The organism is Vibrio sp. Vb0349 (assembly GCF_033338975.1).
On sequence record NZ_JAWOTS010000001.1, the window covers coordinates 144,881 to 158,564 of the forward strand.

Here is a 13,684-nt window from a genome sequence, read left to right on the forward strand (position 1 = left end):
TTGTCTTTCTATTTAGAGACCAAATTGGCAACATTCTAGAATGTCTTCTCTTTTCGTTTTAGCGAGATTGATCATCAATTCTCTCTTCAAGTTGTTTCATTAAATCCTTTAACTGTAGAGAATCGAAATTGTTTGAATTCGGCACTTGGTAAGCGTCGTTGACTGTGTAGAGCATCAAACTTTTGCTAGAGAAGAACTCTTTCTGTATTTGGACTTTGACAATGTCATCAAGAGGTAGACGGAAGTAAACCGTTGAGCCCTGGCGGTACTTCAAGGTGTTGGTGCTTGCATCGATATCTAGCGTTTTAGGATTGAACACGCGGCGCGTGAAGTACGTTGAGAGAAGTTTCAATCCTATTATCGTGAGTGCTAAGAGTCCAAACTCGACGAGCTTGTCTGCTAGGTCGGAAAAATAGAACAGCGACAACGATACCGTTCCCAGCAATAAAGGGTTGTTCTTGGGCAGATTTTGTGAAGTTTCATGTATGATCATCCGACATATCCCTCGACTTTATTCAGAAGCGACGAACGTGAGTTGGTAGACACAAACCTTTCGTTCTTTGCCTTGCATGCGCAATGTTTTGTCACCGACGTAAGGGATCTTTAGTTTTTGGATCACCGATTTAGAACGCAGATTGTCCACCAAATGCATCACGGTTATTCCGTTTAACTCAAAGTGCATTCGAGCAAATTCGAGTAAGGCTTTGGAGGCCTCGAATGCATAGCCTTTCCCCCAATGTGGCACGCCAACCCAGTAGCCTAATGTTCCGTACCCCTCTTCGATACGCGGTAAACTCACCGCACCAAGTAACTCCCCAGTGTTTCGCAAGGTAATAGCGTACGCCACGCCTTGATGCTGCTGATACATCGGATAGTGCCTATCTATCCATGCTTGCGCCATCGGTCGCTCATAAGGATGAGGGATGTTTGCTGTCATGTCGGCAATTCGCTTATCTCCAGCGAGTAAAGCCACTTGTTGGCAGTCATCGATATTGAATGGCCGGAGGACGAGTCTTTCGGTAGTGAGAATCGGTTGTATCGTCATGCATTTCTTCCTTGATGAGACGGCTATAGCTGCTAGCAACTGGTTTGCGGGGTAAATCAAGATAACAAGGCGTCTCGAAAGCTCGATCTAGCCAGCTGTAAAGTTGTCATGCGCCTTACTAAATAATAAGCCCGAACAATTGCTTATGTGTAATGTGTCGTATTATTACACACATAAGCACGTTTGCTCATATTGATGGTACAAAAGTTGAGGTCTGACCAATGTCTCAGTTTTTTGATACTTTCGTTCAATTTTTTGAAGATAGGGCACAAAAAATTAAAGGAGCTTTTTAATTGTGGAATTATTTTGAACAAAATATGTCAATTGTCAGTAGGACGAAAAAGTAGGGAGAAGAGAAATGCCGGATATATATTGCGCAGCTTGTAGAAAATCAACGCAACATAAAGTGATTATGAAGCGTTGCGAGCCTCAGTCTGTTGACTCGTTAACAGGCAAAATGGTGAGTTTTACACAGCTGATGGCGAAATTTGTATCAGGTGAACATTATTACGAGATGGAGCCTCAATACTACTGCCGTTGTTGTAATCATCGTGCAATTGGAGAGGTTGTTCCACATCCTACACGGCATACATCGGCCGCACTCTAACTCTGAGTGATAGCCATGATTAATGGCTAAATAGGGCGGCGTTGCCCGAACGACATATCTATACAGGCGTGTCATGCGCTTTCAAATTTGCGACTCCGCGGGAGCCGCTAGGTTGCTTTTTCTCTTCATATCACGGTTACTAAGTGAGCGGCAATAATCATAGCTCTTTCCCTCCTTCGTTGTTTTCTGGTTATTCTCTGCTGAATTTCACATGCTGTGCATTTGATGGTTTGCAATTTTTTGAGCAACGATTAATGTGATGCTTTCTAAGTGGTTACAAGGAAGTGGGTTAATGAGTTATCAATTGGACCGGATTGATTTACATATTTTGAGAGTGCTTCATTCGAGAGGCAGAATTCCAGTTGTAGAACTAGCAAAGCTGATTAACTTAACGACTTCTCCATGTTCTGATCGTGTAAAGCGGCTAGAAAAAGAAGGGTATATCAATGGTTATCATGCGGAGTTGAATGCGGAAAAGTTGGGGCTGGATGTGCAAGTATTCATCCATATTCGTTTAGACCAAACCAGTTTTTCTATTTTTGAAAAGTTTGCGAAAGCGGTGGAATTGATGCCTGAAATTGAAGAGTGCTACTCGCTCTCTGGAGATTTCGATACCATGATAAAAGTTCGTGTTAAGAGCATGAAAGCGTATCAGGAGTTTATGTCGAGCAAGTTAGGCACGCTTCCGGGCGTGATTCAAACTCGTAGTGAAGTGGTCATAGAAGAACATAAAACGGGATTTGGTGTTAATCCCGAGCTCCTTGGTTAGGCGAGGCATGTGTTGAGCCTCCTTATTTAGCGTGGCTTGGTATATTACTTTTTCACGATTAAAAAAGGAGCCGAAGCTCCTTTTTAATAAATCGGTGAGCGATTATGCCCCGATAAAGGTGCTGATAACGCCAATTAAACCACCAAAAACACCGCCCCAAACGACTAGCCATCCAAGGTGTTGTTTAATCATTTTTTGCACCATTTCTTTAACTAATGCCGGTGTTAATTCGCTTAAACGTTGATCGATGATACCTTCAATGTTCTGCTTTATCTCATCCATCATTGCAGGAGATTCGAATTGCTCTTTCAGTGCTTCTTTGATGTTATCGCTCTTGCTCAACTCAATGATGGATTCTTGCATCTTTTCGACGAAAGGTTGGCGCATGGGTTGTAGCGCTTCCGAGCCGCCAAACATCGCTAGCATGCCACCAAACTGAGAGCCTTCAATTACTTCCACTAGGGAATCAAATGCTGGATTTAAATCTACTTTCTCAATTACTGGTTGAAGATCGATGTTCACACCGCCCGCCATTTCTTTATTCAAGAATCGGTCAATGTTCGCTTCAGTAAAAAACTGTTCCATCATTAAGTTTTTGATAGCCAGTTTAAACTCTTCAAAGCGCGCGGGGATCACGCCAGAACCGTATAATCCAGGCACTTTCTCAAACAGCATATGGATGGCAAGCCAGTTGGTGATGGCGCCTGAGAACGCAAACAGCCCTGCATACCAAAGATAGTCGTTTTGTAATTGATGACCTCCAGCCATCAAAGCGATAGCGAGGACATTCGTTAGCAAACTTTTGTTCATAGTGACCAGTTATATATGAATATCGGAAAGAATAAGTGGGCCTGATTCTATACCTAAGTCACATTAAGATGCTAGGTTTTGCCGTGATGAGTGACCGTGTTGCGAAGGGATAAAAATGGATGTACAGAAAAACAAAACCCGACAATCATTGTCGGGCCACTGCTTTTTCTTAGAAAAACTAAGATTCTATTTTTAATTTTAGATGCGGTAGATCTTACAACAAAGTTGGCATTTCCATCTTTCTGAGTAGCCGAATAGCTTGTCAGCCCAACTTGGTTTGAGTTGTACGATCTGCATTGAACCACATTTACACATAAGCTAATTACCTTATTGTTAATATAATAACTAAGCCATCTATTGAGTATAGCTGTTTCTCAAAAAGTGAAATGACAAATGAAGACGGCTCAATACTCTGTATTGTGTTCATTGCAATGGATACGCAACGAGGCGGTATATTAGCAGAAAAAGTGTGAGCTTTATCATGGAGAGTGTTTCATATATGAGAAACCACAATGGCTATATGAGCATCTAGCCATGGATTTAAATAAAAAACGGCGCTTAAAGCGCCGTTTTTATTGAGCTTATCACTCGTTAAGAAGCGTGTTGATTGTCTAGTTCTTCAGCGATAAATCCGCCAGTTTGATGCGCCCAAAGCTGGGCGTAAATGCCGTTATTCGCAATGAGTTCTTGATGAGAACCTTGTTCAACGATGCTGCCTTTATCTAGCACGATGAGGCGATCCATTTGTGCGATGGTCGATAATCGGTGAGCGATAGCAATAACCGTTTTCCCTTGCATTAATTCATTCAAGCTTTCCTGAATCGCTGCTTCGACTTCTGAATCCAGAGCCGATGTGGCTTCATCCAGTACCAGCAATGGTGCGTCTTTGAGTAGCACACGAGATATTGCGATTCGCTGACGTTGGCCTCCAGACAGTTTTACACCACGTTCACCAACTTGCGCATCGTATCCGACATTACCAAATGGGTCGGTCAGAGTTTCGATAAACTCATGGGCATGCGCTTGCTTAGTGGCTTTCAGCAAATCTTCTTCTGTCGCATCTGGATTGCCATACAAAATATTGTCTCGAATTGAACGGTGTAACAGAGAAGTATCTTGGGTCACCATACCGATCTTTGAGCGCAAAGAGTCTTGTGTGACTTCTGATATGTTCTGTCCATCGATCTTAATGCTGCCGTCTTCGACATCGTGGAAACGAAGTAACAAGTTCACCAAAGTCGATTTCCCGGCGCCGGAGCGCCCAACCAAGCCTACTTTCTCTCCTGGTTTGATGTTGAGATCGAGATGGCTAATTACGCCTTTGTTCTCACCGTAATGGAAGCTGACGTTATCAAAGTGAATGCCTCCTTCAGTGACAACCAAGTCTTTTGCGCCTGGTTTATCTTTAATATCAATAGGCTTAGAAAGCGTTTTCATTCCATCGACAACGGTTCCCATGTTTTCAAAGAGGGCGCCAACTTCCCACATAATCCACATCGACATACCGTTTACGCGCAATGCAAGACTAACAGCAATCGCAATCGCGCCAACGCTAATGGCACTATCCAACCACAGGTAAATCGATAAAGCAGCAACGGAAAAGACCAAAATATAGTTTGAGATCTCTACAGCGACGTCGAAGCCGGTCACTAGGCGCATTTGACGATAGACCGTATTTAAAAATCCTTTCATGCCTTGCTCGGCATATTGGGTTTCGCGCTGGCTATGAGAAAACAGTTTGACGGTTTGAATATTGGTATAACTGTCGACGATGCGCCCTGTCATTGTCGAACGTGCATCGGCCTGCGCTGAAGCGACGTCTTTGAGCTTAGGGACAAAATAGATTTGGATAGCGATGTAAGCGAGTAGCCAGACGATCATTGGGATCATCAAACGCCAGTCTGCCGTCGCTAACATAATGATCATGCTGGTGAAGTAAACCGTAACGTAAACAAACACATCCATAGCTTTCATTACGGTTTCGCGCACAGCTAATGAGGTTTGCATGACTTTCGTTGCGACTCGACCTGCAAAATCATCTTGATAGAAGTTCAAGCTTTGATTGAGCAAATACCGGTGTGCAAGCCAGCGGATAGACATTGGGTAGTTGCCCAATAACGTTTGATGAACGAGCAACGAGTACAAGATCACCAATATAGGCATGACAACCAGCAATAAGGCTCCGTAGAAAATCAAATCCGATTTGTTGTCTTGTAAGAACGTTTCTGGATTGCTGGTAGACAACCAATCAACCAATTGTCCCATGGCGCCAAACAACATTACCTCAACAACAGCCACAATTGTGGCCATCAAAGACATGATGATCAAAGGCTTTTCATAACCACGAGTGTAATAACGCAGAAAAGCGAACATCCCTGAAGGAGGCTGATCCGGTGTAGATTTGGGGAACGGCTCTGTAAAGCCTTCAAATCGTTTAAACATAACTCATCCTAAAGTTAAAACAATGCCATATGGGGTGGCTAAATCCATCGATTCACGCTGCTTTGGACGAAACCGCGTGTATGAGAGTTTCTTGCCTGCTCCTCGATAAAGCAGACCGATTGACGAGAGGGGCGAAAAAATAGTCTAACCGATTGTGTCTTAAATGTAACTAGTTGGTTATGAGTGTGATTGTCTATGGTTCTGATTCTTATGATGAATTCTTATCATGTTCATCACGGTGCCATAAAAGCTTAAACCTGCAAAGTGACAATAAAATTTAGGGAAAAATAAAATTAATGCAGCAAAAATTACTTTTGGGCAATTAAATTAATTGTCAAAACAGCAAAACTGAAGTTAACAATAAATTTACAATCTCCTCATTCTAGTGATAAGGAATATATTGGATGCTATTACACGAATCAGTGACCCAATTTGCTAATGGGAAAGAAGAAAGCACGCAAAGTGCTCAGCGCCAAACCGCAAACTGCGTAGTGATGGTGCCACCGAAAGAGTTTCGTTTTAATGAAGAAACCGCACAAGATAATGAGTTCCAACATAAAGTGTCACTCAGCCAAGAAGAAGTCTCACGTCGAGTAATGGCCGAGTTCGCGAGTATGGTTGCAACGCTGCGTCAAGAGGGCGTTCAAGTTGTTGAGTTTGATTATCCAACTTCAGATGTTGCGACGCCAGACGCGGTATTTCCAAACAATTGGTTTAGCACTACGCCAGATGGCACGTTGTACACTTTTCCAATGGCCTGTGAAAACCGTCAAAAAGAAGTACGTCCCGATGCGCTTGTGGCAGCACTAGCGCAAGCAGGGCGAGAAGTTCATCGACGCAGCAGTCTAACTGAATATCTTGACGAGCAAGCGTATTTAGAAAGCACGGGTGTGATGGTGTTTGACCACCTAAATAAAACGGTCTATGCCGCACTCTCACAACGTTGTGATCGTCTGGTTTTAGAAGATTACGCCGATCGTATTGGCTATGAACGAGTGATTTCTTTCCAAACTCGTTTGCCGTCTGGTGCGCCGATTTATCACACCAATGTGATGATGGCGGTTGGCGAACAGTTTTGCGTGATTTGTGACGAAGTGATCCCAGAATTTGAGCGTCGTTTTGTAATGAAGTCACTCGCCAAAGACAAGCAAGTCATCTCAATTTCGCTTGATCAGATGAACCAGTTCTGCGGTAACATTCTGCAACTAGAAACGATCAACGGCGACAAGGTGATTGCGATGTCGCAATCGGCGTACGATGCATTTTCACCAGCACAAAGAAACCAATTGGCAACGCACGGTAAATTGCTGCCATTCGACGTTTCTACCATAGAATCTATTGGTGGTGGTTCGGCTCGTTGCATGTTGGGTGAAGTGTTCTTACCGAATCGTAAAGCTGTGCTTTAATAAACTGCACATTTCTTTTCAGCCGCAGTGAAAGGCTGATGAAGCGTTCTCTTCAAGGGTTTTTAGCCGTTAGCTCTGTGGCAGTACAGACTAACGGCTTTTTTGCGCTTTTTAGTTTTCTGACGATTTGCGTCGGCGACGCTTGGTTTAAGCGCCTAAAATAGGATGGTTCACCTAGCAGATTGTGGTAAAGTCCGCGCCTGCGTTTTACCGCATCTTCATTATTTTTATTGCTTCTTCAACCCAAAGTACAAGGTTTCGCTAATGCCATTTTCTACTCTCTCATTGAGTTCTGAGCTGATTCACGCACTGCCAAAAGACTTCAAGAAACCGACCGATATTCAAGCGTTGGCCATTCCTGAGCTGTTGGCTGGTCAAGATCTATTGGCTTTGGCAAATACAGGCAGCGGCAAAACCCTTGCTTATGGTTTGCCTTTGTTGGAAAAGCTGAGTGTCAATCCAGAGCAAAAAGCGCTGATTCTTGTGCCAACTCGTGAGCTGGCAATGCAAGTGAGTGAAGCAATTAACCAAGTTGGTCAAGTTCTTGAACTCAACGCAGTGTGTTTGTGTGGCGGCGTTGATAAAGAGCAACAACAGCAGGCGCTAGCGACAAATCCTCATATCCTTGTCGCGACGACAGGTCGTTTGGTTGATCTGGCAAACAACGGTTTAGACTTAAGCAATATCCATTACCTAGTGTTGGATGAGGCGGATCGTCTGTTGGATATGGGCTTTTGGCCTGACGTGCAAAATATTGCGGGGCTGATTTCAAACCAGCGTCAAACCGCAATGTTCTCGGCAACGTTTTCAGATGAGTTGAAGGGTAAAGCGAAGCTGCTTATGCAGGCACCAAAGCAAGTTGCAGCGCATCAAGAAAACAGCACCAACCAAGATATTGCTGAAACGCTGTACCTCGTCAACAAAGGCAGTAAAACCAAGGCATTGATTGAACTGATTCAAAAAAACGCGTGGACTAAGGCATTAGTCTTTATTGGTGCGAAAGAGAACGCCGATGGCTTAGCGAAGAAGCTGAATAAAGCGGGCATCTCAACCAATGCGTTGCATGGCAATAAGAGTCAAGATGAGCGAGAAGAAGCACTGGCGCAGTTTAAATCTGGGCAAATTCAGGTGTTGATTGCCACCGATCTACTAGCGCGTGGCATTCACATTGAGCAATTACCTGTAGTGATCAACTTTGAACTGCCAATGTATGCAGAAACCTATGTTCACCGAGTAGGACGTACCGCTCGCGCAGGCGAACAAGGTGTCGCGATGTCATTGGTTTGTCATGGTGAAATGGACGCACTAAGCGCGATTCGTCACCTGACTCAACGTGCATTACCAGTGCAAGATCTGGCAGGTTTTCCAGTAACGGATAAGCCATCAACTGGCGAGAGCAAACGCGCGCCACGCGATAAAAAAGCCAACCGCCGAACTAATGCTAAGAAGAGCATTAAGCAGTTCCAAGGTAAGTCGAAACGCCCAGCCCCGAGTGCGAAGTAAACCAAAAAAAACACGCTCTGACGGCATAGTCGGTTCAGAGCGTGGCTTAAATTTTACTTTGGGGTGTTAACCCACAGTTGGGCCAACCAAGCGCATTTCCCAATCTTCAACTTCGCCAGTTTCTAGGCGGCGCTCGACCAACTTGCCCCAAGACTCGACTAACGGCAGCTCAGACAGCTTAGTGAGTTCTTTTCTATCTAAACAGCCAGTGAAAACCGCGCCCATGATGCGAGCCAGTGGCCATTCTGGATAAGGTCTTTCGCACAGAATAATCTCGTCACCTGCACCGATATCGCCTTCTTCCAACACTCGGAAATACCAGCCTGTTCGAAGCGTATCTTGCAGTCTTCTCGCCATGTCGTGTTGGTCAAAACGTACGTTAAGTTTCCAACAAGGCATGCGACCTTGCGACACTTCCAGTAGTGTTGAGCCGATGCGAATTTTATCTTTCAAGCAAATCGTGGATTCGGTGACGCCTTCGGAGCTGATGTTTTCGCCAAAGCCGCCGGCGGATTGGAAAATTGGTCTTTTGCCTAATTCTTGTTGCCAGATTGGGTAGTGCTCGCTTGGGTAAATATGAAGCGCTTTTTGAATGCCACCATGAAAGCGCGGATCACCTTGCTCATCACTGGTAAAGCCAAGCTCTGTTGCGTGCTGGCGCTCAGGTAGCACTTGTTTGTTGATTGCGCTTTGCACTCCATGAGCATAAGGGACGGTTTTCCCTGCTAGCACAGCTTTTACGACGCCGATTTTCTTCATATAACCTCCTTATTATTTGAATGAGAGATAAAGTGTTTACCTTCATTCGCGATGCGGAGCATGATAGCCTAGTAAACTTGTGTCGGTGTAGGGATGAAAAGACAACTAACAATGCTAACTCGCCAAATTGATTCGAAGTCAGGCGTCGTCACCTCCAATGAGATGATGGCCGCGAATCCCCATTCTCCTGTTTTAGTGAAAACCATCGACATGCCAAAAGGTTACATTGATGCGCTGCATCAACACACTTGGCATCAAATCATCTTTCCTATCAAAGGGTTATTGCAAACACAAACGGAGCATTATCAGCACTTGGTTCCACACACCTCTGCGTTATTTGTTCCTGCGGGTGTTCAACACGAGTCGATTGCTTTAAGCAATACGATATTTGTTGGCATTTACCTCAACCCTGAGTTTGGTGCGACGTACGAGCCACAAGTGAGAACCATTGCTTTAACGTCGTTTTTAAATGAGCTTTTACAAGAGATCCGCAGACTGTGTGAAGGTGAGACAAGCCACGAAGAAGTGTTGCATTTACTGGCGGTGCTGCATGATCAAATTTTGAAACGCAACGTGCAGACATTTCAGTTATTGCTGCCACAAGACAGACGACTAAAACTGATTTTCGAGCGACTGACTGACGAGCCAGCGTTGAGCTGTTCGCTAAAAGAGTGGGGGGAGAAAATTGGGGCGTCTGAGCGTACTTTATCACGGCTGTTCGCCAAGGAATTCAACACTTCATTTCTACTTTGGCGGCAACAAATTCGGCTAATTTACTCGCTTTCTTTGTTAGATGAATCGTTGCCAATCCAAGCCATTGCAGACCTAGTGGGTTATCAAAATGACTCATCCTACATCAAAGCATTTAAAGCCTATTTTGATATGACGCCACAACAGTTTAGAGTGAACGGCGCATCGCGCAGGTAGAAATACAGAGCTTCGACTTCACTTAATGCTTTTGAGTAGAAGTCGCGAAACTTCCTTTTTGAATTTCAATTACATGGTATGAATAACAATGGCACCAACGATAAATACTCGAGTGAATCAATTCTGTTTTGGTCAACCCAAAACGTCGCTGTCGTTGGAAAAAGAGCCCCTCAAACCGCTTGCTCAGGGCAAGGTTCGGGTGCGACTGGAAGCCACCAATATTAACCCAAGTGACTTGCTTTCCATTCATGGTGTTGGGCAATACCGCCGCGTTCACGTACCACCTCGCGTGCCGGGATTTGAAGCGGTTGGGCGTGTGGTGGAAGTCAGTGCAGTTGGTCAAACTGGCCTTCAAGTTGGGCAAAAGGTGTTGGTGGCGATGAGTGGTACTTGGCAATACTACATAGATGCCTCGCCTGAGAATCTTTTTCCGCTACCTGAGAGTTTGGAGAACGGCTATGCCTGCCAATTGTACATCAACGCGCTAACCGCGTGGGTTATCACCACTAAAGTGGCGAAGTTGAACAAAGGCGATGTGGTGATCATCAATGCGGCAGGGTCAGCGATCGGTAAGATATTCGCCCAGCTTGCTCACTCACTGGGTTTTACACTGATTGCTGTGACTTCAAAGCCAGAAAAGTATCCGTACGATACGATTCCAGTGTTGGACGCAAAACAAGACTTACACGCGCAGCTGCAAACGCGCCAACTGCCACAACCAACGGTCGCTTTGGATGCGATAGGCGGTGAGGCTGGCACGGATCTCATTCGTACCTTGAAAGAAAACGGCCAATACATCAACTACGGAACATTGTCGTTAACGCCTTATACGCCTGAGTTTTTTGAATCGATGAAGGCCAACAACATCGACTTTAGTACATTCTTTTTGCGGTATTGGGAAGAATCGGTAGGTAAAGGCGGGAGAAAGACGGTGTTCGCTGAAATGTTAGAACACTTTATTAGCAGCGACATAAAGTTAAACGTTGCATATGATCTGTCGTTAGAGGACTTTCAAACAGCGATTGAAATGGTTGAGCGACGCTCGTCAGCAGTGTCAGGAAAAATCATTTTGACGCTGTGAATTACAGTGGGCCTGTTGAGAAAAGGGAGGATAAAATCCTCCCTTTTTTATGAGTTTATTTGTAATGATAGGGCTATTTTAGATGGAAGATTTGCTCTGTTTCGAGCGATGTCATCGCACGTACTTGACGCCAAATGTAATAAAAAATACCGAACATCATCAACATACTTGGGATGGCAATCATTGGATAACTGTACAGCGTCATTTTTCCTAACTCTTCGTTAAAGGCAGCAGTACCAGAAGGGCTAGTCACAATCCAAGTCGCAAGGAAGTAGTTCATTGCAGATGAGAACGCAAAAGTACTTGCAAACAGGTAGTTAGAAGACATAAGGCAACGTTCGAACGCATCGGTTTTACCATTTTCTTTTAAACGTTGGTTAATCAACGCGAGATTCAACACTGTGTCATTCAGTACTAACTTCTGCATCAGTGGGTAGCGGGTAAACGTTGACCCCAAAACCGCTAAACCGATCAGGCCAGGAATCAGGGCTTCTTTTAGTGCTAACCAGCGTGTATCAAGCTCTAACAAGCCGATGCCACCAGTTAGTAGAACACTGATAAAGCCCAGAGCAGAAATAAAGTTAAATTTCTTGTTACGGACAAGGTCCATACCGCCATAAATGATAGGAAATAGCAAAGCGACAACCAGCGCCATTGCTGTCCCTAGATGCTCATCGCCACTAAACTTCATCAAAATGAAGGAAGGGATAAATACGTTGAAAAGGATTTCAAATAAGGGATTCGGCTTTTTCGCCGTCGTGTTACTCATAATGTTTTACTGACTCTACTCTATGTCGGCTGTTATTGTACTTTGACAAGAAGTGTTCATCTAGTCGCGCTTGATGTAAAGCGTTAAAGCGTCGAGTTGTGTAACGACTTATGAAATAGACCGGAGCATAGCCAGTTAGTTTACATGGTTGACTACTTTTTGTGTCTTAATGACTCTCCTTCTGTGCGATGATCTGATTACGCGCTCTGAATAATCGAGTCGCCACTGTGTTGTGGTTGAGCCTCAAGGCTTGGGCAATTTCATCATGATTCAACCCAGCCACTAAGCTCAAGAGCAACGGTTCTCGGTATTTGGGTTCGAGAATCATCATTTGTTTTTGAAGCCAATCTTGGGCCATGTCGTAGTCACTGCCAGGGTAGGTTTTTGTCTGTATTGCACACTCATCAATGTCGACAAAATCGTACTGTTTTCTATCAAAGCGCCGAGCATTCTCACGACGCAAAATAGTAATGAGCCAAGACTTCGCGGCGTTGGGGTCATTTAATTTATCAAAGAATCGCCACGCTTTCAGAAAGGTTTCTTGCGCTAAATCTTGAGCAAGGTGGTGATCTTTGCATAACCAATACGCGAGACGGTAGATCTCTTGGTATCGATCTTTCGTCAGTGCTTCGTAACGTTTATGTTTTTCCATAGCATTAAGATAAAAAGTTTGGAGAGCACGTTGTGTCTGCCAGATGAACGACAACCCTTTTTATCGCTTTTACAGTGATAAAAAGGGTTGTTCGATTAGGAAGACAAATTCGAAGAGTTAACCTTCCAAATATCGAAGGGTGACTCTGATTTCTTTCTTACACGCTTAAAATGGTTGGTTGGAAAAGCGTGAGTACTGGATGGCATCTGCGACTTCCTGAGCTTTAGACTCTGAAGTCATAAGGTGAAGTAGCTTAAGAGCAGCTTGATAGCTAACTAGGCTACCGTTCGAAGTGATAACGCCATCATCAATGACAAAATTCTGGTCGACTTGTACTTTGACTGCTGGGTAATCTCTTTGAAAGCCGTTTTCACCTCCGGCCCAAGTTGTTGCTTTTTTACCGTTTAAAAGGCCAGCTTCGGCTAACAAATACGCGCCAGAGCAATTACTTGCCATCCAATCTGCCGCCTTTGAGGTAGTTCTAATAAAGTGAATGAGATCTTTATTTTCGATTAGTGCATCCATGTCATAGCTGGATGTTAAAACCAATACGTCGAGTTCCGGCAGATCACCAATCCAAGCATCCACACCAATTTTTAATCCTTCTTCAGTGGTGATGGTTTTCTGATCTGAGACGGAAATGGTGAGCACGTCATAATCACTAAACCAAGTGAGACGACTTGCGACGCCAAAGACCTCTAAAGGCGCAGTAACATCAGAGGTCAGTACGCCATCGTAAACCAGAATACCAATTCGTTTATCTGCGGCATGTGCTGTTTGAAGCATCCCAAAGAATAGGACTAGTGTTGCTATCAATAGTTGTAGTGCATTCTTCAATCCGTTTTTACCCATGGTTTTTTCCTCGTTAACAGAGCATCAAGTTATTGAGGTTCATTATATTTAGGCTAATTAGT

At 44.3% G+C, this 13,684-nt stretch carries 14 protein-coding genes; 6 read left to right on the forward strand and 8 right to left on the reverse strand.

Translation table 11 applies throughout. The annotated features are described in order from the left end of the window. Positions 1-58: 58 nt before the first annotated feature. Positions 59-493, reverse strand: coding sequence for a hypothetical protein (locus R7Q47_RS00700; RefSeq protein WP_176311372.1), 435 nt, complete (start codon positions 491-493; stop codon positions 59-61). Positions 494-511: 18 nt separating this feature from the next. Further along, positions 512-1,045, reverse strand: coding sequence for a GNAT family N-acetyltransferase (locus R7Q47_RS00705; RefSeq protein ID WP_248486084.1), 534 nt, complete (start codon positions 1,043-1,045; stop codon positions 512-514). 358 nt (positions 1,046-1,403) lie between these two features. Between R7Q47_RS00705 and R7Q47_RS00710 the strand changes: the two genes are divergently transcribed. Together R7Q47_RS00710 and R7Q47_RS00715 are read left to right on the forward strand one after the other, a co-directional pair. Next, positions 1,404-1,652: a hypothetical protein gene (locus R7Q47_RS00710; RefSeq protein WP_005374593.1), complete on the forward strand. Its 249-nt coding sequence runs from the start codon at positions 1,404-1,406 to the stop codon at positions 1,650-1,652. A 292-nt stretch (positions 1,653-1,944) separates the two neighbouring features. Beyond that, positions 1,945-2,421 carry an Lrp/AsnC family transcriptional regulator gene (locus R7Q47_RS00715; protein ID WP_005374595.1) on the forward strand — a complete coding sequence of 159 codons (477 nt, stop codon included), beginning with the start codon at positions 1,945-1,947 and terminating at the stop codon, positions 2,419-2,421. Between the two features lie 102 nt (positions 2,422-2,523). On the opposite strand, the gene R7Q47_RS00720 is transcribed toward R7Q47_RS00715, so the two are convergent. Both R7Q47_RS00720 and R7Q47_RS00725 read right to left on the reverse strand, forming a co-directional pair. Further along, a complete protein-coding gene (locus R7Q47_RS00720; RefSeq protein ID WP_005383549.1) occupies positions 2,524-3,231 on the reverse strand; it encodes a DUF445 domain-containing protein in 708 nt (235 codons plus the stop codon). Positions 3,232-3,822: 591 nt separating this feature from the next. Further along, positions 3,823-5,673, reverse strand: coding sequence for an ABC transporter ATP-binding protein (locus R7Q47_RS00725; protein ID WP_005374597.1), 1,851 nt, complete (start codon positions 5,671-5,673; stop codon positions 3,823-3,825). 404 nt (positions 5,674-6,077) lie between these two features. Between R7Q47_RS00725 and R7Q47_RS00730 the strand changes: the two genes are divergently transcribed. Continuing rightward, a complete protein-coding gene (locus R7Q47_RS00730) occupies positions 6,078-7,079 on the forward strand; it encodes an arginine deiminase-related protein (protein WP_318088503.1) in 1,002 nt (333 codons plus the stop codon). Between the two features lie 264 nt (positions 7,080-7,343). After that, the gene (locus tag R7Q47_RS00735; RefSeq protein ID WP_318088504.1) at positions 7,344-8,582 is read left to right on the forward strand and encodes a DEAD/DEAH box helicase; all 1,239 of its coding nucleotides are present in this window, start codon (positions 7,344-7,346) and stop codon (positions 8,580-8,582) included. A gap of 66 nt (positions 8,583-8,648) precedes the next feature. Here R7Q47_RS00735 and R7Q47_RS00740 read toward each other — a convergent pair whose 3' ends face one another. Then, positions 8,649-9,341 carry an MOSC domain-containing protein gene (locus tag R7Q47_RS00740; protein ID WP_005383543.1) on the reverse strand — a complete coding sequence of 231 codons (693 nt, stop codon included), beginning with the start codon at positions 9,339-9,341 and terminating at the stop codon, positions 8,649-8,651. Between the two features lie 111 nt (positions 9,342-9,452). Between R7Q47_RS00740 and R7Q47_RS00745 the strand changes: the two genes are divergently transcribed. Both R7Q47_RS00745 and R7Q47_RS00750 read left to right on the forward strand, forming a co-directional pair. Beyond that, on the forward strand, positions 9,453-10,268 hold the full coding sequence (locus R7Q47_RS00745) for an AraC family transcriptional regulator (protein ID WP_025768697.1): 816 nt from the start codon (positions 9,453-9,455) through the stop codon (positions 10,266-10,268). Between the two features lie 88 nt (positions 10,269-10,356). Beyond that, positions 10,357-11,349: a zinc-dependent alcohol dehydrogenase family protein gene (locus R7Q47_RS00750; protein ID WP_154204091.1), complete on the forward strand. Its 993-nt coding sequence runs from the start codon at positions 10,357-10,359 to the stop codon at positions 11,347-11,349. A 73-nt stretch (positions 11,350-11,422) separates the two neighbouring features. Here R7Q47_RS00750 and R7Q47_RS00755 read toward each other — a convergent pair whose 3' ends face one another. The 3 genes from R7Q47_RS00755 to R7Q47_RS00765 form a co-directional block, all read right to left on the reverse strand. Next, the gene (locus R7Q47_RS00755; protein WP_005383527.1) at positions 11,423-12,118 is read right to left on the reverse strand and encodes a VC0807 family protein; all 696 of its coding nucleotides are present in this window, start codon (positions 12,116-12,118) and stop codon (positions 11,423-11,425) included. Positions 12,119-12,284: 166 nt separating this feature from the next. Continuing rightward, positions 12,285-12,815: a sigma-70 family RNA polymerase sigma factor gene (locus R7Q47_RS00760; RefSeq protein WP_255209459.1), complete on the reverse strand. Its 531-nt coding sequence runs from the start codon at positions 12,813-12,815 to the stop codon at positions 12,285-12,287. Between the two features lie 120 nt (positions 12,816-12,935). After that, positions 12,936-13,622 carry a DJ-1/PfpI family protein gene (locus R7Q47_RS00765; RefSeq protein ID WP_225473594.1) on the reverse strand — a complete coding sequence of 229 codons (687 nt, stop codon included), beginning with the start codon at positions 13,620-13,622 and terminating at the stop codon, positions 12,936-12,938. Between the last annotated feature and the right edge of the window lie 62 nt (positions 13,623-13,684).

Excerpts from the sequence above, each read along its gene's own strand:
- R7Q47_RS00700 (WP_176311372.1), bottom strand. The coding sequence starts at position 493 with ATGATCATACATGAAACTTCACAAAATCTGCCCAAGAACAACCCTTTA.
- R7Q47_RS00705 (WP_248486084.1), bottom strand. The coding sequence starts at position 1,045 with ATGACGATACAACCGATTCTCACTACCGAAAGACTCGTCCTCCGGCCA.
- R7Q47_RS00710 (WP_005374593.1), top strand. The coding sequence starts at position 1,404 with ATGCCGGATATATATTGCGCAGCTTGTAGAAAATCAACGCAACATAAA.
- R7Q47_RS00715 (WP_005374595.1), top strand. The coding sequence starts at position 1,945 with ATGAGTTATCAATTGGACCGGATTGATTTACATATTTTGAGAGTGCTT.
- R7Q47_RS00720 (WP_005383549.1), bottom strand. The coding sequence starts at position 3,231 with ATGAACAAAAGTTTGCTAACGAATGTCCTCGCTATCGCTTTGATGGCT.
- R7Q47_RS00725 (WP_005374597.1), bottom strand. The coding sequence starts at position 5,673 with ATGTTTAAACGATTTGAAGGCTTTACAGAGCCGTTCCCCAAATCTACA.
- R7Q47_RS00730 (WP_318088503.1), top strand. The coding sequence starts at position 6,078 with ATGCTATTACACGAATCAGTGACCCAATTTGCTAATGGGAAAGAAGAA.
- R7Q47_RS00735 (WP_318088504.1), top strand. The coding sequence starts at position 7,344 with ATGCCATTTTCTACTCTCTCATTGAGTTCTGAGCTGATTCACGCACTG.
- R7Q47_RS00740 (WP_005383543.1), bottom strand. The coding sequence starts at position 9,341 with ATGAAGAAAATCGGCGTCGTAAAAGCTGTGCTAGCAGGGAAAACCGTC.
- R7Q47_RS00745 (WP_025768697.1), top strand. The coding sequence starts at position 9,453 with ATGCTAACTCGCCAAATTGATTCGAAGTCAGGCGTCGTCACCTCCAAT.
- R7Q47_RS00750 (WP_154204091.1), top strand. The coding sequence starts at position 10,357 with ATGGCACCAACGATAAATACTCGAGTGAATCAATTCTGTTTTGGTCAA.
- R7Q47_RS00755 (WP_005383527.1), bottom strand. The coding sequence starts at position 12,118 with ATGAGTAACACGACGGCGAAAAAGCCGAATCCCTTATTTGAAATCCTT.
- R7Q47_RS00765 (WP_225473594.1), bottom strand. The coding sequence starts at position 13,622 with ATGGGTAAAAACGGATTGAAGAATGCACTACAACTATTGATAGCAACA.